Raw genomic sequence first — 22567 nt, forward strand, 5'->3', positions numbered from 1 at the left:
CAGGCGATCCCTGCCGTCCCGGCAGTTCAACTTCCTTCATTCCAACAAACGAAGTCCTTCCCGTTCGATGTTGATCGCCGCATTATGGTCACGGTCATGTTCGGCGCCGCACATCGGACACGTCCATTCGCGTACCTTTAAATCTTTCACATCCGGGTTTCGCTGGCCGCATACCGAGCATATCTGGCTTGACGGGAAGCTCTTGTTTACCGTGATGACGTTCCGCCCATGCCACTCGGCTTTGTAGGCGAGCATTTCGCCGAACCTGGACCATGACGCGTCCGCGATGGACCGCGCAAGCTTATGATTCTTGAGCATGTTTTCTACTTGCAGGTCTTCCAGGCAGATCGTTTGGTTTTCACGAATCAGCCGGATCGACAGTTTGTGCAGGAAATCCTCGCGGCAGTTTGCGATTTTCTCATGCAGCCGGGCGAGTTTCATTCGGGCCTTGGCACGGTTTTGACCGCCCTTTTGCCGGCGGGATAATCTCCGCTACCAACAGGCCAGTTTCGTCTCATACTTACGTAGATACTTCGGATTGTCGATGGTTTCTCCCGTAGAAAGGTTCGCAAAATGCTTCAGACCCAGATCGATGCCCACGCTTTTCGTCTTGTCCACCCGCACATAGGGGCAGTAGAGCATGTTGCATAATACCGAGACAAAATATTTACCGCTCGAGTTCCGGCGTACGGTGGCGGATAAGATGCGGCCTTCGATCTCGCGGCTTTTTGCAAATCGCACGAGACCAAGCTTGGGCAGCTGAATCCGGTTTCCTTCCACGCGAATCGCGTTCTTATTGTTCTTGGTCGTATAGCTCTGCCCGGGCGTATGCTTTCGCTTGAACTGCGGATAATCGTTCTGTTTACAGAAAAACCGCTTAAACGCATCATCGAGTGACTTTAGCGCGCTTTGAAGGGCGGTACATCCACTTTCCGTAGCCAGTCGAATCCCGATTCGCGCTTAAGCAGCGTAAGCTTTCGGGAACAAGCTTTGTAGGTTAATGTTTTCCGCTCGTTCTCATACACTTGGGTACGAAGGGCGAGAAAACGGTTGTAGACGAATCGGGAGCATCCGAGAGTTTGATTGATGAGCGTTTGTTGTTCTCGATCGGGATAGATCCGAAACCGGAACGCTTTGTGCAAGAAGAGTCACCACCTTTCACGGGTAGTCACCTTCATTATAGAACATATGTTCGTATTTGTCGCGGGTGGGGCAACAAATATCGGGTACACCCGAAGCGGATTCATCCCGCCACCTACGCTTCGCTTAGAGCTGGGGGTCTTCTCCGTTACTTATGATAAATAGAAGTGCTCTTTTCGACTTCAAAGCCACTGACAATGTTATTGTCTTGATCCAGCCATAGAACATCAATTAACGAGACAGTATCCAATACGGTATCCGATATGTTTTCCAGCTTCAAATTCTTTAACGACCATTCGCCAAGAATTTGATCCTCCCATGCCCTCTTGTGATCATTTCGGGCGATCCAAACATTATACCCTAGAGATTTTCCAAGCTTCGCCAGATAAAATTGCATTTCCGTATGGCAATCGCGCCTAAGTCTTTTGATAACAGAGTACGGTGTGTTTGGCATTAATACTACGTTTTTGTATCGTTCCTTAACAATTCACTTGGTCAAGCTAAACAGAACTTTCCTTATTTCCGAAAGTTCTGTTAAAGAATTCTATGGGTCATAGAAACAAGTATTATCCTGATTTGAGTCCTTTGGGTTCCCCACCAACTAAATATCGAATGAATCACGCATTAACCGGGGCAGGCGTTTCAATCCCGGCAACCGCCCCAATTAATTTTCGTGCCATTTCCAGACCCGCCTCTTCCGCCCTTTGCAAAAATTGCAAGCAATCAGGCTTTTGGTCACAAACCCAGCCGGATACACTTCAAGTCCTGAACTCCGGAGATCCTTCTTGACTGCATCAAGCTGATCGGTCGGGACTTCCACGTAGAGCTGTTTGAACGGTGTCATCTCGATTTGACCATCCATAGCTGCAACGGAACCGATCTTGGCTAGCTGTTGCGGTGTAAACAGACTAATGACGAATATTTACCCGCTGCAGCCGAAGCGCATTGAGGACGACCGATACCGAGCTTAATGCCATCGCCGCACCTGCTACCCAGGGTGCCAATAATCCGATCGCGGCAATCGGAATCCCGAGCGTGTTATAACCGAGCGCCCAGAACAGATTTTGCTTGATGTTACTCATCGTCTTGCGGCTCATATAGATCGCATCCGATATGCTCGAAAGGTCACCGCGCATGAGCGTCACATCTGCCGCTTCCATTGCCACATCCGTGCCCGTACCGATCGCCATCCCGATGTCCGCCGTCGCTAGAGCCGGAGCATCGTTGATGCCGTCCCCAACCATGGCGACTTTCTTGCCTTGTGCCTGCAGCTTTTTCACTTCTTCCGCCTTTCCTTCCGGAAGCACTTCCGCACGCACATGATGAATGCCGACCTGATTGGCGATCGCATTCGCCGTCCGTTCGTTATCGCCCGTGATCATAATAACTTCAATGCCCATTTCTTTCAGCCGGCTGACTGCTGCCTTCGACGTTTCTTTAATCGTATCCGCTACCGCCACCAGACCTGCGTACCGGTTATCGATTGCGACCAGCATCGCCGTCTTGCCGGCTTCCTCCAAACGGGCCATCGTTTCGTAGGCGTCACTTGCATCCACTTTGTAGGTTTCCATCAACCGGCGCGTACCTATCAGCAGTTGTTTACCCTCGACTACTGCTTTAATGCCAAACCCGGGGATTGCTTCAAACGATTCGGTTCCCGGCAGCTCGATGTTTCTTGTCTTAATGCCAGCAACAATCGCTTCCGCGAGCGGGTGCTCCGAATTTCTCTCCGCCGAACCGACAAGTCTGAGAAATTCCGTTTCATCGCCTTCCGTCCAGACATCCGTCAACTCCGGTTTCCCTTTCGTAACCGTGCCTGTTTTGTCCAAAATAATTGCGTCGATCTTATGGGTTTGTTCCAAATGTTCGCCGCCCTTGAACAAGATGCCAAGCTCGGCCGCGCGTCCGGATCCCGCCATGATGGAAGTCGGAGTTGCAAGGCCGAGCGCGCATGGGCACGCAATGACTAGAATTGCAATCGCGATTTCCAGAGCGTGCGCGAATTGCCCCGGCGTAACGAAGAAATACCAGACCAGGAATGCTGCAACCGCGATACCGACAACAATCGGAACAAAGATTCCGGAGATAACGTCCGCTACGCGCTGAATCGGCGCTTTGGAGCCCTGCGCTTCTTCGACGACTTTAATGATCTGTGCAAGAGCCGTTTCTTTACCAACCTTCGTCGCTTTAATCCGCAGCATGCCATTTTTGTTGATTGTCGCTCCGATGACGGCATCGCCTGCTTTCTTTTCTACAGGCAAGCTCTCGCCTGTCAGCATCGATTCATCCACCGACGATACACCTTCCAGCACTTCCCCGTCCACCGGCACTTTATCTCCGGGACGGACGAGTACGATGTCGCCTGCGATGACCTCATCTACCGGAACGGTAAGCTCCTGTCCGTCACGGACGACCCAAGCCGTTTTCGCCTGCAGACCCATCAAAGACTTGATCGCTTCCGAAGTCCGACCTTTGGCGAGTGCTTCGAATAATTTCCCCATGATGACGAGCGTAATCAGAATCGCACTCGTCTCAAAGTACAAGGACGGACCATGATGGATGCTTCCGCCTCCAATATACCAATCGATCGTCAAATATAAGCTGTAGAAATAAGCAGCCGAAGTTCCGAGCGATACCAGCACATCCATGTTGGCACTGCCATTGCGCAGAGCTTTATAAGCACCTACATAAAACTGCCTTCCGACATAAAATTGAACCGGTGTGGCCAAAAGGAGCTGAAACCAAGGATTCATGAGAATTTCCGGCATGTAAATCCATGAGGTGAATGAAAAATGGGCGACCATGCTCCACAACAGCGGAAACGATAGAATCGCAGAAAGGAGCAGTTTCCGTTGTTGCTTCCGGACTTCCCTTTTGCGGCGGTCATCCGTGTCTTTATTTTCCTGTTCGGTGACCGCTTTATAGCCGAGTTGTTTGACCTTATTTTGCATATCGGCAATCGAAACTTCCACCGGCGAATATTCTACACGTGCTGTTTCCATCGCAAAGTTGACGGATGCATTCGAGACTCCGGGTAATTTGTTCAGCCCCTTCTCGATTCGGTTCGCGCAAGCGGCGCATGTCATGCCTTCCAGTTTAAAGTTGGCCACTTCTTTGGCGGTACCATAACCCAGCTTTTTGATCGTTTCTTCCAACTTCACGACGCCTATTTTCTCAGGATCATAACTCACACTTGCTTTTTCCAAAGCAAAGTTTACATTGGCGTTCGTTACACCTTCGAGTTTATTTAATCCTTTCTCAATCCGGTTCGCGCATGCGGCACAAGTCATACCGGTGATTTGCAGGGTCGTCTGCTTATTTTCGTTCATTTCGGTTGCTTGCATGAACCATCAACTCCTTGCTATCTGTAGGCGATATTATAGAACATCGTACCCTTGTTCCTCGATCGCTTCCTTGATCTGTCCCATTGTGATCAGATTCTCGTCATACGATACATCGACCGTATTGCTTTTGAGATCGACTTTGCCGATTGCCCCGATTTCTTTGAGCGCTCCTTCGATTGAATTGACGCAGTGTTGGCAGCTCATACCTTCGACTTGCATTGTGATGTTTTTCATATTTCATCTCTCCTCATTTTGATTAATATTTGTATCGTTACCCGATTGCTTAACATTCATTACCATCGCCTTCCTTGTTTTTAATATACCCCTCCACCCTATATTTTGTCAAGATTTTTTTACTATACCCATCTACCCTATAATGCTTTCAACAAGAACAGGCAGCACTTGCTGCTTGCTCTTGAAGGAAGGTGTTATTTCGTCAACTTATTGATGGTTGTCATCAGTTCCGTTAAAACTTCCGAATCGCCTTCTTGAATTCGTTCGATGATACAGCTCTTCATATGATGTTCGAGCAAAAGCTTTCCGACACCATTTAACGCAGCTTGAACGGAGGCGATTTGATTCAAAACATCGTCGCAATAAGTGTCTTTCTCAATCAACCCTTTAATGCCTCGAACCTGGCCTTCGATTCGGTTCAATCGGCTGATCAAACTGCTTTTTACTTTATGCGAATGATGGCTCTTTCGTTCTGCATCTTCGGGTTGTGAACAACAGCCCACATCTTTTTCCTCTGTCTGGTTTGCCATTTCCGTTTGCAAACTCATTTTAATCGCCTCCTTTACTAAATATTGTACCATACCCCCTGACCCTATACAAACAAATGCAAATAGGTAAGAATAAATAATTGGACCCCACTGCAGCTAACAAATTTTATCTCCCAGATTCGCTTTTCGTTCAGGCTGTATAAGGATTATTGTTCAGCGATTGCACCGTTTAGTTCAACAAACCTTTATTTTTCACTAGATTGTCTGTTTCATGAATCAGATTACTTAACATGGCTAGAGCCTTCTCCAAACCGCCTTGATCTTCTGTGACTAAAGTCAATATGTTATTTATTCTATTGGAGTATTTGCTTGGGACCATGCTAACTGAATCAGCGATGGCAGCAGCTCCTTTCTCGTTCATCCAGTAAGTTTCGTTAAGTGCAAATAAAACCTGATTCATGCAAGAGATTGACCTAAAACAACACCCAGCAATGTAAGATAAATCTTTTTTATAGATACCTTTTTTCCCAATCTCAAGGGAGAAATTTGCTTCCCATAGAAATTTTTGAATGATCGATTTTTGCAAAACGTGCGAGTATGGATTTGTTCTGGACTTCATTTCTCCAACAAGACCTGACGGATCCCATAACACCTTACACAACGCTATTTCAGCTAAATACATTGAATTGATAAATCCATGAGGATGCCCCGGTTGGTAGTCGATTGTGATATCCCCGATGAGGCATTGTTTAATTACTTTTGACACTTTATTAAGATCACGGTATAAAAAATCGACCGGTTTTTGATACACTTTTAGCCAGCCACCACCATTAATCCATGGTCCCCAGCCACCGATTTCTGTTATTAAGTTGTCTCTATTATCGTCATCCAAGATGGAGGCTACCCGACGAAGTTGGGCAATGTCTAACCCACTGTTGGCGCTATAATAAATTCCAATATCAATATCGGAGTTGGGATTTTCAGTCCCCCTTGCCCTTGAACCGCCTAGAACCAGAGCATGCACACCATTGACTTGCTTAAGACTGTCAATAATTATTGAAATAATATATTGCACATCCATACCTCTTACTCCGTTCCGAATATTACTAAGCTTGCCGGATGTATTCTCGCGCAGGTTGAAGCCGGCCAGCTTGCTGATCTTGCCCGCTAGCGGAGCGAACAGACTAAAAAAATAATTCATAACAACTGATACAAATGAACCCCCGATTATGCGCATATGTTTGTGTCGTAAACGATTATCCAACTATGTTTATGTCGCCGGACAACTCTTTGCTCATGCAAATCGCACACCCATAATCCCAGTGATCAAACCGAGAATAGTGCCGAAAATGCAAGCCGCAAGCCAGATTTTTCTGTTGCGGGCTTTTTTCAAAAAACACCACCCTAATATGCCTAACAAAATCCCCTCGATTAAAAACCACGGTTCAAAGAGCACTAGATCCCACAACACATAGGCATCTTCATGGCTGTAAAATGATCCCGACTCCAAAGCGACTGCCCCCCTGATTTGAAGCACTCGATAGATAATTCCATATATGCCGTGCGAAGTGGATAACGAGCATCCTGCCAAGGATATAAATAGCAGTATAAAACTAGAAACTCTGCTCTTATTCCAATAAATAAATGCAAGTCCAATGAGTCCGGCGAAGGTTAAAAATACGGATGCAATCCAATTAATCAATTCAAAGTGGATCAATTGTATTGTATGAGGTTTTAGTAAAACCTCCCCCATCCTGCCTCCTAAAGCCCAATAAAGGTGTGGAACCATGTAGACGATGGACCAAATAAAAACTGCATAACCCGACCAAACCTGCGATTTTGTTATCGATTTTTGAGTTTGCGAATACATATCTATCAGACCTCGCTTAATTATTCGTTCTTTTGCCCTCTTCAAACAATGGGGGCTGTCTGCTGAATGCCTCTCCCCCAAAAAAACCGCCGGTTAGCTCAATAAGCGGTAGTCATGGACCTAGGTTCAAATAAGTAAGAAGTTATCATGCTGTCAATCTTAATCTGCGCCGTGCACGCCATGCGGTGAGACCAAACAAGACCGCTCCAATCAGGGACCATGGACCCGGCCCTAGTATGTGAAGGAAAATCATGAAGTCTTTGCGTTGCACCGCGAGAATCAGATGCCAGATATCGTGCAAGCTCATAATTCCAAAGGCGGTCCATGTAAGGGCTAGCGCTGCCCGGAACCATCTTCTTCCTCCCCAGAAGCGGACAAGCGCCAATGCAGCTGAGCCGAACACGAAACAGATGAGGCTGGGAAGCACACCCCATGCCATAAACAGTCCTATCTTCTGTTCTGCAGCAGGAGCGTTAATGAAGCCGATGAGGTTGGCGATAAAATGGATAGTGCCAAGCCCGAACGCCGAGGCGCATGCGCCGTATCCCGTCCATTTCTCACCCATTGTTTGCATCCTTTCATTTCGTTCGTTCATAATCGCATCACTCCTTTTTTTCCTTGCACTGCATCCTATACATCCCCGCGCTTTCGCTGAACGACGCCTTGTTCCCAAGCATAGACAGCCGCCTGGGTCCGATCCGCCAGTTGCAATTTGCCAAGCATATTGCTGACATGGCCTTTCACTGTTTGCTCGCTGATGCCCAATGCTTGCGCGATAACTGCATTGGCGTTTCCTTGGGCAATAAGGCGCAATACTTCAAGCTCACGATCGGTAAGATCGTTAAAAACGTTCGGAATATCCTTTCGTTCCTCACGAAGCTCCTGCACTACCCGCGTAGCCACGCGCGGATGGAGAAATGCTTCGCCGCCGCGCGCTTTTCGGATAATATCAGCAAGATCGCCCGCCTGGACGTTCTTTAGCACGTAAGAAAGAGCTCCCGCCCGTAAAGCAGGAAAAATATAGTCATCCTCCTGAAAAGAGGTCAACACGACTATATGGGAATGGGGGCTGCTTTTCTTTACCCGGCGTATCGCTTCAATCCCGCCAATTCCCGGCATCGACAAATCCATCAGGACGACATCGGGCACCAGATCGGCAACAAGACGTTCTGCTTCCTCTCCTGAAGCCGCTTCCCCCACGATGCGTAAATCGGATTGCGTTTCGAGAAATGAACGAACACCCTGGCGCACCAGGCTATGATCATCAACCAGTAAAATGTGAATTTCATCCGCCACCGGAATTCACGCTCCTTTTCTTATAGGACCCCAGAAAATGCTCTCCATCATGCTTCATCGTCCTGCTGCTCCTGGCCTGGCACCGTTGCCGTCACGACAAAGCCTTGCTCCGGCTTGCTCTGGTAGCGAACCTCTCCTCCGAATGGAAGGAGTCGCTCAGACATGGAAAGGAGACCGATCCCTTTTCCTATTTTGCTTAAGACATGACACCCTCGGCCGTTATCGGCAATCTCCAGTGTCGTTCTATCCGGTTCCAAAATGAGTTGAATACGAACAGTACGCGCCTCGCTGTGACGGGCAACATTCGACAACGCTTCTTGCGTCAGACGGTATAAGGCTTCTTCCAACTGCAGCGGGATCGGTTTCATCCCTTGGACTTGATAAACAGCATCGATCCCTGTAAGCTCTTCCCATTGCTCAATTTGCTCACGCAGCGCTTGCGGAAATCTTTTGCCTTCCAGCATGGCGGGACGCAGCTCATGGATCAGATTAGTGAGATCGTCTTGCACGTGCCCCAGCAAATCCTCTGCTCGTTCCAGACGGGGGAGTGCACCTTCTTTCCCCTGCAGCAGAAGTGCTTTCGCTCCGCTGATCTGCATGAAAAGCGCGAACAACTGCTGCTTGATACTGTCATGCAAATCGCGCGCCATTCTTCCCCTCTCATCCAAGGCGGCTTGCTCTTGACGTACCTGTACAAGGTGCTGAAGCTGCTCAGCCATATGATTCAAGCGGCGTGTGAGCCGTCCGATCTCGTCTCCTCCTGGATCATGCACCAAGACGGAGAAATTGCCGTGGCTCCAATGGTCGGCGGCATCCGCCAATGTGCCGAATCGCCGGATGAGCGGCCGGGAGGTGACAGCGCCAAATACGGCTCCTGCCGCTCCGACACATAGAACAATGACAACTGAGGCTGGAAGCAAGAAGGTCCCTCCGATTCCAAGCCATAATGAGGCGTTAATCTTGAGGTTTTTCGCTTGCATTACAAGAATTCCGTCTGCCTGCGCATCCGTTGCCTCAAGCGGAACGAGTGCAACAACTCCTGTTGATGCGCTCTCATGCGTAATCGGCTTGATATCGCCCTGGCTGTCAAGATAAGTATGCAAAAGATCCGCTGACTGATTTGGGAGCTGAGCCGATAGCAACGTTCCTTGTGACGGAGGGCGGGTACCGGTCCCTGTCGAGGCGATAACCCTCCCTTCCCGGTTAACGATAGCAAGTAGGCCTGTGTAAGAAAACACTTTGTCAACGGTTCGTTGTTGTTGCTGGAGCCAAAAATTCAAACCTGCATGATCGGGTCCATGATCGCCTGAGAGCAAAGAGCCGGCCACATTTGCATTGCTTTTTAAGGCAGTAATCAGCAAAAAAGAGCGAGACACATGCATTCCCAATCCGAGCACCAAGAGAAGCAGAAGCTCTACAAGGAGCCAGGCCAAAATGCTGATCAGCATATAGGAACGTGTCAGTCGCCAATGCAGCAGACGAGATGACTTGAGAAAACATTTCCGCACACTACTCTCTCCTCTGGCTAACTTTTAACGTTAATGCCCAAGCGCACGTCGCGTAACCGCTCCCCTTTACCCACCACGATTTATCGGCGCTTTTTGCAGATGCCCGCGATGTTGTTTGTGCAATCATGATTTCTCCTTTCATAAATGTGATCGTTCAATGTTATTATGAATACCGTTTTGGCACGACACGAAGTCTTTACTTCTACAGAAAAGTGTACATCAGAACCATCGATATGGGATGCCTCCATAGGAGTGTTTTAGACGATACTCCGGATGTATAACGGGGGCTGTCAAGAAGTGGCCGTCCTTTCTTCCGCGCTATAGGTGGTTCCAAGAGGATTATGGTATCTTGACATGTGCCGCCATATGAGCGATGCCATACGTTGAAAAGGGATGTTCGGCTGAGAGATATGTATCTTCATTACCGCCAAAGCAAAAAGCTCATAGAACCCGGCTGCGGGCTCCAAGAGCTTTTGTTCGCTTAAGTCATTTCCATTAGCAAATAATCATTGATCGCATATTGAGACGGATTTCCGATACAGCTTCCGCAACTCACAAGGCGTCGTCGACGCCGAAGAAGACGATCGCCGCGTCCGCGTCCGTGAAGGAAGCTTCGATCACCGCGCGGCCTTTGGAATCGAATCTCACTTCCACATTGGACGGATGCCATATCTTCTTATCGACGGGATTGCTCGTGACATACGTGATCTTGACCGGGCGCGGCCGGTCGAACGGCTGTCCGAACGAGCTGGCGAACAGCACCGCGACGCCGCGTCCGTTCTCCGCGTTGATTTTCTCATAGGTCTCCGGAGTACGGCCCGCTCCCCCGCCCGTCACCGGATAGCTGGCCGTGATATCCTCCCTGACTTGCTTATACAGCCCCAGCAAACGGCCGATTCTTTCCACGCCTTTCTCCGAAACCCCAAGCAAATCTCCCCATATCCCATTATGTCCGAGAATCAGGGAAGCGACGCTGATGTTCTGATTAGGCGCGAAGTCGTCCGGAAAGTAATGAACGAGGAACAGCACGGACGGAATCCACTTGTCATATGCGTAAGCTGATCGACAGAGCATGCTGCGCGCCGGACCCGGCTGGAAAAACACGTTGTAATTATAGAACTCGCCGGGATCCGTTCTCGGCAAATCGAAATTCGGATAATAAGGTCCGTTGTTGATCAGGAAATACTTTCCCGCTTCCAGGAAGGACAGCCCGACGCACCGGTATCCTTCGGTCACGTCGAAGTCGATGATCGCTTCGGGGATCGCCTCCGAGACCTTCTTCGCGATTTCGACCAGCTTCAGGGGGAGTTGGAACGCGAACCGATGGCCTCTTTCCTCCGCCGTGGCGTTCCCGTCGCCATGGTCGTGGCCCGGATCGTTGCAGCCGTACTGGCTAATCGCGTCCCACTTGAAATACACGACCCCGAGACGTTTCGCCAACTCGATGAGCTTATCCGCGAACGCCATGCCGAACGGGCTGACGAGGCACATCCTGACGCTCTCCTCCGTCTCCCAGATCGGATGGGGAGCTTCGCGGACGCCGTCCCAAGAAACGATGCAATGCTCAAACGTCCGATACAACCGGCTGGACAGCGCGACGGCTTTCGGATCGAACCACAGACCCAGCTTCATGCCATATCCATCGAGCTTTTCCTTCACGAGATCCAGCCCGTCCGGGAACCGCTCCAAGCTGATGTCCCAATCGCCCGACTTGATGAACCATCCCATATCGATGACGTAGACCTCGATCCCCATCCGGTAAGCGACGTCGATTTCGCTTAAGATATGACCGAGATTCATGGAAGCCAGGTAAGTCTGTTTGTTCCAATACCGGTTGCGCTCCTGAAAGTTCCAAGTGTTGTAGAAAATATACGGGCTTCGCGAGGAAGCATTGTCGCTGAAATGGCGAAGCGCGAACGCACGATACACCTCGGCCAAATCAGCGGCATCCCCTTGAACGGCCGCGAACTGCATCCAGAGGGTGCGGTAACCCTGATCCGTATCGATTCGGTCCCCGTCGCAATAATTCCCTTTCACTGCCAGGAGGGTGAGCTGCCGGGAAGCGTCTGCTTGGAAGCCGACGTAGAGATCGGTGGATTGCGAACCGTGCTCGTATGCCAGCAATGCGGCATGCCTGTCGCCCAGCGCAACGGTCAGCGGTCCCGTGAATATCTTCCCGTTATCAAAATGTGCTTCGCCCAGCTCATTCTCCGTCAATCCGTATTGGTGGGTGAACTCATCGAAATCCGCCAGCCGGATCTCCCGGAATCGTCCATATCCCCCGAAGCTGATCCGCGCATACACGATGTTGTCTTCTCCCGCCTGCTTCGTAAGGCGGTGCGCCTCGCGGGCAAGCAACCGATAATGGAACCGCATGACCGGATTTCCCGGCGCGACGCGAAAGACGATTTCCAACTGCAGCCGTTCATCCTCTTGAAAGGAACCTCGCAGCCGGTATTCCCGGGACCCGTTTTTCAATTCCAGCATGACGGTTTCCTTGATTTCCGAAATGGCCGCCGCGCAAATCCGACCGTCGATCTCGAAGACCGGCGGACTCACGGCGCAGGTTTCTCCGGATGACTCCAGCCGGTAGGACCAGAGAGTATCCTGGCTCCCTTCGATCTGAATGCGGTAGAGCTCGTTGCCGATATGGCTTTCCGTGTTCATTTTCAAACGCCCCTTTTCCTTCGCTTACCGTACGATCGACGGGGGCGGGGAGGCGAGAAAAGCGTCGATCTGCCGCTGCAATTCGACCTGTATGGATTTGACATACGTCCCGGCTTCGGCTTTGAACTCGTTCCAGATACGGTCCGGGTCCGCGGCGCCGTTCATGAGCACGCCGTAATAACGGGCTTCCAGCATCAGGTATTGGGTCAATTCGCCCTCGACCGGACTGCTGTCGAATGAGAAACCCGTGAGCTTGTCGCGCCGGAAGTTGCCGCTGTCCATGATGAACCGGTTGGCTCGCAGCGCCTCTTCTCCCTGGGTCGCGTCAAGACGATCATGCTCGGGATTCCATATCCAGGCGAACGGAAACCAAGGATACCCGTCGCCAAGCGGCCGATACAGCCCTTCTCCCGCATCCTCCCAATCTTCCCCTTCGATCCCGTACGCGAGCAATTCGTAGTTTTCCTTCCGGTTGGCCCAATCGAGAAACCGAATGGCCAATTCCTTGTTCTTACTTGAGGCAGGCACGGCGATGAAATTGCCCTGCACGAAATTGGAGAGATGGATCCCGGGCGAGAAACGGTAGAAAGTAACCGCTTCCAGCTTTGCTCCCGGGACCCGTTTGGCCAGCTCGAACTGCAGATCGCCGGAGACGCCGAAGTCGTTCGACGTGCCTACGGCCTGCTTCCCCGATTTCAACAAGTTGTAGCTGCCTTTGGCCGCCATGATATCGGGATCGATGATCCCGTCGAGGTAGAGCTTTCGGGCATAGAGAACGTATTCCCAGAATACCGGTTCCATCCGCTCGAACAGGTTGTAGACGCGGCCGTCGTCGTTCTTGTAATAGAGCACAACGCTCTGGCCGAGCGCGGGCGTGGACCGAATGTACGCATCATAATGGAATCGGAACCGGAAACTCGCTTCCCCGGTATCGCCAGCCGTGTTCGTCGAGAAAGGAACGATCCCGGGCATGTGTTCCTTCACGCCGTATTCGAACGCCACAAGCTCTTCATAAGTCCTGATCGGAGGGATCCCCAGCTTCTCGCGTATATCCTGCCTGACCAGATACGTATGGTTGTTCGAAGGCGTTCCCGACTGGTAGGCGCCGAGCGGAATCGCCATGATGCGCCCGCCCACGGTATTGGCTTCCCACATGTTCCTGGGTCTTGTCCGGATGATTTCCGGGCCATACCTCTTCAGCAGGTCGTCCAGCGGTTCGTAGTATCCGGCGCTCGCCATCTGATTCAGATGCAGCCACGGAGCATCGAAGATCAGATCGACGGGTTGGCCCGTCTTCAGGAGAAGCTGCGTTCTCTGCGCCAAGTCCGACCAAGGTACGAATTCCACGTCCAGCCTGACGTTTAAGCCGCCCTTCATCCTTCTCTCGGCTTCCTCAATGACCGCGTCCATCCTCTGCGGGCGTTCTCCCGGAATGACGATCCTCAGGGTCGCCCGGTCCGGCGCTTCGGGGGCCGGCGCGCACCCCGTTACCGCGATGAGGAGGAAAATGGAGGCCGCAGCCAGCACCCGCTTCATCCGCGCTTTCATCCGTTTCCTCCGTTCGAGTCCGGCTGCCGGACTTTCACGTATTTGCGATACTCGTTCGGAGTGACGCCGGTCACTTTCTTGAATACGGTGAAGAAATGGCTCTTGGTCAGAAACCCTGCCATTTCGGCGATTTCCGTGATCGAGGAACCGGTTGTCTCCATCAGTTCTTTGACGTAGTTGATCCTCGACATCAGGATGTAATCGGCAACCGTCACTTGGAGATGGTCTTTGAACAGCTGACGGAGATAACCGACGGACAAGGAAACGTGGTCCGCGATATCGTTCACGGACAGGTTCGGATCGTGCAGATGGGTGTGAATGTAAGTCACGATTTCCTTCACGTGTTCTTCCTTGACTCCGCTTGACCGATTCATGCTCTGGCTGAGCTGCCGGATGATCGAATCCGACTCCCGGACAAGCCAGTCCTCCAGCTCCGAGAGATCGCCGAACCGGTCGATGAAGCCTTGAATTCCCGCCTTCGAATCCAAATCCAAGGAAGTCAAATGGCCGAAAGACCGATACAACCGGTAGAAGAGCAGGTTCAATTGGAATCGGCAATCCTCGTAGGCAAGACCCTGCAGATGCCGGACCAGCTCCGAAATCCGCTTTTCCGCCTGCTCCTTCCTGCCGAACCGAATGGCCTCCAGGAACTGATTCAGCAGCGCGTCTTTGTCCGAAGAATGCACAAGCGCCGAATACGCGCCTAAATCCTTCTCCTCGTATACTTTTCTCTCCCCGGTCAGGAATTTCAGCAGCGTCAGCTCCAACACCTGCTTATACGCCTGGTGGAAATCGTCATTGATATCGAGCGTCCCGCTGATGGAGGCGATCGTCTCGATCTTCAGGTAATAAAGGACCTGGTTAGCCGCTTCCTGAACGGACGGGACAAGCTCGTTCGCGGCCCTCTCGTTGCTGCCGATCACGAATGCGAGATGGTCCGAGCCGAAGTCGACCCCCACTGCGCTTCTGCCGCCCCGGCCGACCACCTCCGTCGCGATATTGACGATGGCGAACTTGAGCAGGTTGCGGGAATCGAAGCTGTAATTCTCACAGAACTTCCCGTAATGATCGATCCGGAGTACGGCGACATAATAGCGGTCGTGCGTCAGCAGGCTCGTTCCCGCGGCCAACTCCTGCTTGTTGATGGATTTCAGCTTGCCTTGGAGCAGCCATTGCCGGACGGCCTCCATGCGGATAATCTCCTTGTGGCTGTGGACGAATTGACGCAATTCCGACATCCGGTTCTCCAGCAATTGAAACTTGCGATGGGTGAACCGGGCGTTCCAGAACAGAATGACCAGAAGCAGGAGAAACATCAGCGCGGAACACCACAGCAGCGTCCGCTGCACCTTGCCGGTTTCCTTCGTGAGATTGCTCATGCGGGTCAAGTAATAGACGGTCCAATCTTCCAAGGGCACCTTCGCATGGTTCACGGACCACTTCTGCCCGTCGACGGACGTTTCGTATCGGCCGAGTTCCCCTGCGGGCATCCGCTTCAATTTGTCCGCAAGCTCCGGACGGACGTTGCCGAGAACGATTCCTCCGTCCGCGCCGACGACGAACGTCTCGATTCCCTCGATTTCGCTGTTCTGAAGCAAATACTCCTCAAGAGAAACACGGTCTAGCAGCAGGACCAAATATCCGTTGTACTGGACTCCTTGGCGGGAAGACGGCACGATCAAGGCTTGATACGTTTGCCCATCGACCTCGTGCGGAATGTATTGGAGAAACCTGTCCGACCTCTCCCTGATGATCCGGAGAATAGCCGCGTCGTGGAACTCCTTGAACGTGTATTTACGGGACCTGTAGTCGATGACGCTGCTCGTTCGCGTATTTACCAGATAAGCCGAGCGAATGAAAGGTTCGTTTGTCATGTACTTGGTCAAGGCGATCAACGCGTCGTTCTGCAGCATGCCTTTATTCTCGTCTTCGCTTGCTTGAAACCATTTCTGGATATGGGCGTCCTGATAGATGTTCAGGCTGTAGTTCTTCAACTGGTCGGCCAGAAATTCGATGTTCCGTTGCGTATGCATCAGCATCTGCTCGTTGAAACGGTCGATTTCCTGATAAGCATGGTCGGAAAAGAGATAGGATAAATAGAGGGAAAACGGAGTCACGAGCAGCATAAACGATATGGCGATCAAGAGGAAGATTCGCAAAAAGGATTGCTTCGGCCACAGTTGATGCATGGGTGTACCTCCAGTCGGGGCAATACCTCACCCTTCCCAAGGGCGATTGCCGTCGTCATTCGCTCCTCCATTATACCAAATTTATCCTGATTGCGAGTTCCGAAAAATCACGGCGGACCGCCGCCAAATACGCGACTAAGTCCGCCGCTCCCCCTTGCTTACTTGCCTTTAGCCGCCAAAAAATCGTTGATTTGCTTCTGCAGCTCCGCGACGATCTTGTCGGTGCCGGCCTCGTTCATCTTGGCGATGTAGGCGTTCACATCCTTCTCGACATCCCGGGTAATGCCGAACAGAAGCTTCCTGCCGTATTCGTCGTACACGGCCTGTCTGGCGGCCAGCTCCATCTTGACGGGCTCCGTGTTGAAATTGAAGCCGGCGACAGGCGGCATGACGTTATTCGGATATTCGACGTCCGCCTTCGTTCCTTCGGTTAACGCTTGGTTCGTGTCGAACGTGGACGGCAGTCTCCATTGCGATCTCCAGAGCGCCCAGCGGCCGTTCCATTCCAAATACCCGTTATTGGCATCCATTCCTTCCGGATAGGCCACCGTATCGACGCCGTCAATCTGCTTGATGACGTAGGTTTTGTCTTTGATTCCGTACATGACTGAATTGTAGTTTTCTTGGCTTGCGTTCATCCATTCGAGGAACATCATCGCTCTCTCGGGATTGGCCGCGTTTTTGTTGATGCCCATGATGTTGCCCATCGCCCCTGACAACGAGGACTTGCTGTCGGGATACATCATATTGCCTTTCTTTTCGCCCGGCCCGTTCAGTGCGCGGTAAGCGTCCTCCGTGCCCCTGATCGCCGCGGCGTATTTGCCCGAATCGACTCCATTAACCGCTTCTTTCGGTGCGTTCATCGCATTTTTCGGAATCCAGCCCTTGTCATACCACGTCTTGCGAATCTTGGATGCTTCCAGGAAAGCCGGCGTTCTTTCGAGCGGCACGATCGTCACCTTGGGGTCGTTCAGATCGTAGGTCAAGTCGAAGTTGCCCTGGCCGAACTCCCTGTCAAAGCTGTACTTTGTCGCCAGCGCATTCATGGCGTTATCCCAGTTGTTGATCCCTTGCGTAACATTGTTCAGCGCAAGAATACCGGTCTCGTTCTTCATCACGATGTCGAGGTAGTTTTCCAGATCTTCCATCGTTGTCATCTTTTCCGGAATGTTGTATTTCTTGCGCAGGTCCTCCCGGATTGTCAGGTAAGCCCGCTGCGTGGACGGGTTGTCGGTCGGAATCGCCATTATTTTTCCGTTCACCTTGGCCCATTCCAGGTTGCGGGTGTCCGTCAAATATTTCTTGAGATTCGGCGCGTATTGATCCATGAGGTCATCCAGCGGCAGCAGCGAATTGTTCTTCAGCATCGTCGGGAAAATGAACCAGTTGGCGTCGAAATACAGATCGAAGTCGTCGCCCGAGGCCGCCAGAAGCTTCAGCTTATCCTGATAGTCCGTCCACGGAATGAAGCTGACGTTGAACTTCGCGTTCAGGACACTTTTGCTTAATTGCTCCACGTTCGCCCACACCTCTTTGGCTTGCGGCGGCTCGGTTCCGACGAAATGAATTTTGAGCGTCACTTCTTCAAGCGGCGCTTTGGCATCGCCGCTCGCCGATTCGTTTTCTTTCGACGGGGCGGAAGACGATGCCGTTGGGGAAGGCTCTTCTTTACTGGAGCCCATGCAACCCGAGATTACGGTTGCAAGCACGAAGACGGACAGCAGCCATAGCGATAACCCCCTAAACTTCTTCTTCAATGGAATTCCTCCCTTTTCGTATATGCCAACCTGCTTGGAACAGGGTATGGCCTAGCCTTTAACCGCGCCTACCATCAAGCCCTTAACGAAATACTTCTGAAGGAACGGATACAGAAAGATGATCGGGCCGATCGTAATGATGGTGGCCGCGTACTTGATGCCTTCCGTCGGCAGCGTTTCGTTGCCGATCAGTCTCGTCGCGTTCTCTCCTTGCGCGAATTGGGCGTTGGATACGATTTCCCGCAGGAGCAGCTGCAAGGGCATCAAGCTCTTCTCCTCGTTCAGCATGATGCCGAGCCACCAATCGTTCCAATAATAGAGCGAGATAAACAACGTGACCGAAGCGAGAGCGGGGATGGACAGCGGAAGAATGATCCGGAAGAAAATCCTCCATTCCCCCGCTCCGTCGATCGAGGCGGATTCTCCGATTTCATCCGGCAAAGACTTGAAATAGTTGCGGATCAGGAACATGTACCAAGCATTCGCCGTGTAAGGCACGATCAGGGCCAGCAGGTTATTGTGCAGGCCGAGGTATTTGGTCGTGATGATGTACCACGGCACAATCCCTCCGCTGAACAGCATGGTGAAGAAGCAATAGAAAGCCAGAATATGGCGGTACTTGAGCGATTTCTTCGACAACGGATACGCTAGCATGGCGTTTACGAGCAGGCTCAGCGCGGTGCCGAAAACCGTGACCAGGATGGTGATTTTGTAGCCGTTCACGACTTTCCCCGCGTCCGAGAACAGCAGCTTGTAAGCATTAAGATTGATCAGTTCGGGAAAGAAGCCGATGCCTTCCGTGATTAACTCGCTTTCGTCCGTGAACGAAGCGATGAGCACGAGGACGAAGGGAACGACGCAAGCCAAAGCGATCAGCACGAGCGCTGCGATTAGCAAGACTTGCATCCCACTGCGGGCAGCCGATTGTGTGCGCATGAAGATCCCTCCTTAGAAAATGCTTCCTTCGTTCTGGTATTTGCGGGCGACGCGGTTGCTGATCAGGACGAGGAAGAAGCCGATGACGGATTGATAGAGTCCGACCGCCGATGACATGCCAACGTCTCCCAGCTTCCGGAGCGCCCGGTAGACGTAAGTGTCGATAACGTCAGCCGAGGGGTACAGGATCGAATTTTCTCCGACGATCGCGTAGAACATCCCGAAATCCGCGTACATGATTCTTCCGATCGCCAGCAGCGTCAAAATGGTGGCGGTCGGCATCAGATGGGGAATCGTAATATGACGGATCTTGCTCCATTTGCCGGCGCCGTCTATGTCCGCGGCTTCGTAATACGTATGGTCGATTCCGGCCAGCACCGCGAGGAAGATAATGCTCGTATATCCGGCGGTCTTCCAAACGCTGATCGCCGTCATGATAATCGGCCAAGCTTCGTACGTGTTGTACCATTCCACAGAGGGAATGCCGAACAGCTGCAGAAGCTTGTTGACCATCCCGTAATCGAAATTGAACAACGCGTAAGCGAACACGCCGACAACAATCCAGGAGATGAAGTACGGAAGCAGGATACCGGATTGGATCGCCTTCTTGACTTTGAGGAATCGGACCTCGTTCAGCAGGATGGAGATCGCCAGGGCGAGCAGCGTGCCGAAAAAGATAAATGAAAAATTCAACGCCAGCGTATTGCGGGTCACTCTCCAAAAAGCGTCGGAAGAGAAGAAAAACTCGAAATTGCCGAGCAGTGGCTTCGCCCACGGACTCCCGAACAGTCCCGAGGAAAAGTTATAGTTTTTGAAAGCGACGACGACACCCGCCATGGGCAGATAATTAAAGAGAAAAAACAGCGCAAGACCCGGAAAAGCCATCAGGTACAACGTTCGGTTCTTGCCGATTTCTTTGAGAACATTCATTCGCTCAACTCCTTCCGTCATTTTATAAAGCGCTTACATTTCCGACGATCTCACTTTACTGAATCCGGCCTCCGCCGGCAACAACGATTCCTCCTCATCGACTTCGAATGCTAATCAACCCGGTTCATATATCCAACGATCCACATCGATTAGGCGCGATGATGCGGAAATCGGCTGCGGGGGCAGAAGAAAATCCCGCCGGGGGACTGCGGGATTCATCGGCTACACACTATTCAATTCCCGGTAAGAGAGCGGCGTCATGCCCGTATCCTTCTTGAAGGCGTAGAAAAAGTAGTTTTTGTTGAGATAACCGGTCAGTTCGGCGATTTCGTTCACGGCAAGTTTCGTTTCCTTCAGCAGGTTTTTGGCCCGGCCGATCTTGATGCCGCGAATATGGTCATTGATGTACGCCCCGGTCGTTTCCTTGAACAGCTTGGCGAAGTAATTGGCGGAGTACCCGAACTTCTCGGCGATCGAATCCACGTTCAAATTAGGATCGGAATAATGAACCTCGATATATTCCAGCGCTTCCTGAATCATCTTCGTCGCTTTGCCGCTGTTTCTTTGCGCGTTCATCTCTTCGATCCGGATACGGTAACGGGCGAAGAGCGCTTGAAACCATTCCTTCCAATCCCGCATCACCTCAAGCCGGTCGATTTCCCGGTAGTAATCCTGCATCTCGAAGCCTCCCCGGCTCGCTCCGATGATGCCGTTGAACGTTCGGATGCAGACCACCGCCAATTGCAGCAAAATCAGGTGGGCACCGTTGTACGTATAATGACGCAGCTCATCTTCCAACCGTTCCAGCGTTTCGGTCCATTCGGTCTCCTTGTTCAGTTTGATGCAGTCGATCAGCGCATTCTCGACCTCAAGAGGATAAGGATGCTGCCTTACGAATTCCCGGTTCACGCCTTCTTCGTCGAAAATCCGTCCATATCCGGCGGTTAATCGTTGGTTGCTTAAGTTCATGGCATCCTCATATGAACAGGCAAGCTCCCGCAGCGTCTCCGCCCGCTGGCCGATGCCGACCGTCAGGCTGCGGCCGAGCGCCTTGAACACGGTGCGCTGGACTTCGGTCAGCAAGCTTCGCAAGAGGACCGGATCCGACGGCTCTTCGGCGCTTGCGATGACAGCGACATTTCCGCCCGGCATCGTCACGGATTCCGCTTCGAGCCTGCCGTGGAACGTATCCTTAACGATCTGATCAACCGTCGCTTCGTAAAGATGCTTGTGCTCGTCTTTCACCTTGCCGTATTCGTCGATCCGCAGCAAAGCTACTCTTCGGATCACGGGATCGTCCTGAAGTCCGAGCTCCGACGCCTTGGCCCGAACGTAGCTCTCATTCCATGATCCCGAGAGAATCTGCTGAAGTAATTTCGTCTTCAGCTCTTTCCTGCTCGTCTCGTGATGGTCGGAGAGCTCCTTCATGCGATCGAGCATGTCGACGACTCCATCCATGATATAGTCCAATTCGTTTTTGCCGTTGGCGTTTTTCTTTCTTACCAGTTCGGACTTCGTCATCCGCTTGATGAAGCGGTCAATGGGAGAATAAATCGTTCTGGCCATGAAGGCGATCAGAATTGCGCTGAGCAGCAGAACCCCGCAGCCGATATAGAGAATCTGGTTCGTCTGCTCCCGGACGAATCCCGTGATTTCGTCATGGTCCTGAATCGTGACCAGCGACCAATTCGAATCCTCCAGGGCCAAGCGGTTTACGATATATTCGCGCCCTCCCTCACGCACCTTCGTGCTTTCCGGCGATTGCCGCGATCCGAGCAGCGTTTGACGGCGCGATGGATCGCGAGTTATGGAGGCGACCGGTTCTTGCGCGTCCGTAGAGACGATGCCGCCGTCCTGATCTATGAGCAGAACTTTCAGGTTCTCTCCGGAGCCCAACATATTCAATTCCGAAAAGTCGAGTACGTTGATGACGATGCTGTTCTCGACCGTCTTGCCGTCCGCCCCGAATTTCGTATAAACGTAAGACACCACCTTGCGGCCCGCTTCCGTACCGCCGGCGATTTCTCTCGACACGACGAGCTTGCGCTTGAGGCCGGCATGGATGATTTCCCGGTCAGGAAAGCCCGCATAATCCATTCCGCCCGTCTGGGTGGAGACGAAATAGTTGATTTTGCCGCTGTAGATATACATCGAATGGATTTTGGAGTGGATGTACTTGAAGCGCGAGAACTCCGATCTCATTTTATATTCCTCATAAGGATCCCACGTCTTCCGGTTCAGGAAGTTTTCCACCGCGGGATTGGAAATGACGGAAATGTAAATGTAATCCACTTCTTCATTCAGTTTCCCGATGTCCATGGATATTCGGTTCAAGCTGTTCCGCGTTTCCCGGGTCACTTCCTGGTAAGTCGCATCCATATAGATGTTCCTGAAAATAATCGTCAGCAGGATCACGGTCACGAACGATAGCATGACGAAGAACGCGATCAGCTTCCAAAAGATGATTCTCCGGCTCGAACGGTTTCCCATGATGATTCCCCCTCATTTCTCCTGTTGTGCTTCTTATTTTAAAAGTGGAGGTGTGCGCGTGATAGTTCTGAAACCTCAGCAATCGGTATTCATTGCTCAGGTTTGGCGCCGAAATGCGGTATCAACACCGAAATCTTCAGGATCCGCACTATGAACGGCGCTTTATATTC

Annotated in this window: 15 protein-coding genes and 1 pseudogene; all 16 read right to left on the bottom strand. The window is 51.6% G+C overall.

The features are described from left to right. Positions 1-36: 36 nt before the first annotated feature. Positions 37-1142, bottom strand: a pseudogene (gene tnpB / locus VN24_RS27140) (IS200/IS605 family element RNA-guided endonuclease TnpB). 906 nt (positions 1143-2048) lie between these two features. Further along, complete coding sequence (locus VN24_RS22555; RefSeq protein ID WP_045672258.1) at positions 2049-4484, bottom strand: heavy metal translocating P-type ATPase; 2436 nt, start codon at positions 4482-4484, stop codon at positions 2049-2051. A gap of 33 nt (positions 4485-4517) precedes the next feature. Then, positions 4518-4718 (bottom strand): copper ion binding protein, encoded by a 201-nt coding sequence (locus VN24_RS22560; protein ID WP_045672259.1) that lies wholly within the window; start codon positions 4716-4718, stop codon positions 4518-4520. A gap of 194 nt (positions 4719-4912) precedes the next feature. Then, positions 4913-5248, bottom strand: coding sequence for a metal-sensitive transcriptional regulator (locus tag VN24_RS22565; protein ID WP_045673594.1), 336 nt, complete (start codon positions 5246-5248; stop codon positions 4913-4915). A gap of 187 nt (positions 5249-5435) precedes the next feature. Then, positions 5436-6287 carry a nucleotidyltransferase family protein gene (locus VN24_RS22570; protein ID WP_045673595.1) on the bottom strand — a complete coding sequence of 284 codons (852 nt, stop codon included), beginning with the start codon at positions 6285-6287 and terminating at the stop codon, positions 5436-5438. Positions 6288-6500: 213 nt separating this feature from the next. Beyond that, complete coding sequence (locus tag VN24_RS22575; protein ID WP_045673596.1) at positions 6501-7076, bottom strand: DUF3995 domain-containing protein; 576 nt, start codon at positions 7074-7076, stop codon at positions 6501-6503. A gap of 145 nt (positions 7077-7221) precedes the next feature. After that, positions 7222-7671, bottom strand: a complete 450-nt coding sequence (locus VN24_RS22580) for a hypothetical protein (protein WP_045672260.1) — start codon at positions 7669-7671, stop codon at positions 7222-7224. A gap of 35 nt (positions 7672-7706) precedes the next feature. Further along, the gene (locus VN24_RS22585) at positions 7707-8378 is read right to left on the bottom strand and encodes a response regulator (protein ID WP_169751059.1); all 672 of its coding nucleotides are present in this window, start codon (positions 8376-8378) and stop codon (positions 7707-7709) included. Positions 8379-8419: 41 nt separating this feature from the next. Continuing rightward, positions 8420-9880, bottom strand: coding sequence for a sensor histidine kinase (locus tag VN24_RS22590; protein WP_052703094.1), 1461 nt, complete (start codon positions 9878-9880; stop codon positions 8420-8422). 552 nt (positions 9881-10432) lie between these two features. After that, positions 10433-12547 (bottom strand): alpha-galactosidase, encoded by a 2115-nt coding sequence (locus tag VN24_RS22595; protein WP_045672262.1) that lies wholly within the window; start codon positions 12545-12547, stop codon positions 10433-10435. Positions 12548-12571: 24 nt separating this feature from the next. Beyond that, entirely contained in the window at positions 12572-14095 is a 1524-nt protein-coding gene (locus VN24_RS22600; protein WP_052703095.1) for an ABC transporter substrate-binding protein, read from the bottom strand. Further along, positions 14092-16284: a helix-turn-helix domain-containing protein gene (locus tag VN24_RS22605; protein ID WP_045672263.1), complete on the bottom strand. Its 2193-nt coding sequence runs from the start codon at positions 16282-16284 to the stop codon at positions 14092-14094. Before VN24_RS22605 ends, VN24_RS22600 begins: the two co-directional genes overlap by 4 nt. Before the next feature lie 158 nt (positions 16285-16442). Next, the gene (locus tag VN24_RS22610; RefSeq protein WP_045672264.1) at positions 16443-18041 is read right to left on the bottom strand and encodes an extracellular solute-binding protein; all 1599 of its coding nucleotides are present in this window, start codon (positions 18039-18041) and stop codon (positions 16443-16445) included. Positions 18042-18092: 51 nt separating this feature from the next. Continuing rightward, positions 18093-18977, bottom strand: a complete 885-nt coding sequence (locus VN24_RS22615) for a carbohydrate ABC transporter permease (protein ID WP_045672265.1) — start codon at positions 18975-18977, stop codon at positions 18093-18095. A gap of 12 nt (positions 18978-18989) precedes the next feature. Further along, the gene (locus tag VN24_RS22620; protein ID WP_045672266.1) at positions 18990-19907 is read right to left on the bottom strand and encodes an ABC transporter permease; all 918 of its coding nucleotides are present in this window, start codon (positions 19905-19907) and stop codon (positions 18990-18992) included. Positions 19908-20129: 222 nt separating this feature from the next. Continuing rightward, positions 20130-22397 carry a helix-turn-helix domain-containing protein gene (locus VN24_RS22625; protein ID WP_045672267.1) on the bottom strand — a complete coding sequence of 756 codons (2268 nt, stop codon included), beginning with the start codon at positions 22395-22397 and terminating at the stop codon, positions 20130-20132. Between the last annotated feature and the right edge of the window lie 170 nt (positions 22398-22567).

It is taken from the genome of Paenibacillus beijingensis (assembly GCF_000961095.1).
In the GTDB taxonomy this organism is placed as follows: Bacteria; Bacillota; Bacilli; order Paenibacillales; family Paenibacillaceae; genus Paenibacillus_O; species Paenibacillus_O beijingensis.

Bases quoted from the DNA above. Each gene is read 5' to 3' on its own strand.
- VN24_RS22620 (WP_045672266.1), bottom strand. From the start codon at position 19,907: ATGAATGTTCTCAAAGAAATCGGCAAGAACCGAACGTTGTACCTGATG.
- VN24_RS22555 (WP_045672258.1), bottom strand. From the start codon at position 4,484: ATGCAAGCAACCGAAATGAACGAAAATAAGCAGACGACCCTGCAAATC.
- VN24_RS22595 (WP_045672262.1), bottom strand. From the start codon at position 12,547: ATGAACACGGAAAGCCATATCGGCAACGAGCTCTACCGCATTCAGATC.
- VN24_RS22615 (WP_045672265.1), bottom strand. From the start codon at position 18,977: ATGCGCACACAATCGGCTGCCCGCAGTGGGATGCAAGTCTTGCTAATC.
- VN24_RS22625 (WP_045672267.1), bottom strand. From the start codon at position 22,397: ATGGGAAACCGTTCGAGCCGGAGAATCATCTTTTGGAAGCTGATCGCG.
- VN24_RS22575 (WP_045673596.1), bottom strand. From the start codon at position 7,076: ATGTATTCGCAAACTCAAAAATCGATAACAAAATCGCAGGTTTGGTCG.
- VN24_RS22565 (WP_045673594.1), bottom strand. From the start codon at position 5,248: ATGGCAAACCAGACAGAGGAAAAAGATGTGGGCTGTTGTTCACAACCC.
- VN24_RS22570 (WP_045673595.1), bottom strand. From the start codon at position 6,287: ATGGATGTGCAATATATTATTTCAATAATTATTGACAGTCTTAAGCAA.
- VN24_RS22605 (WP_045672263.1), bottom strand. From the start codon at position 16,284: ATGCATCAACTGTGGCCGAAGCAATCCTTTTTGCGAATCTTCCTCTTG.
- VN24_RS22580 (WP_045672260.1), bottom strand. From the start codon at position 7,671: ATGAACGAACGAAATGAAAGGATGCAAACAATGGGTGAGAAATGGACG.
- VN24_RS22600 (WP_052703095.1), bottom strand. From the start codon at position 14,095: ATGAAAGCGCGGATGAAGCGGGTGCTGGCTGCGGCCTCCATTTTCCTC.
- VN24_RS22560 (WP_045672259.1), bottom strand. From the start codon at position 4,718: ATGAAAAACATCACAATGCAAGTCGAAGGTATGAGCTGCCAACACTGC.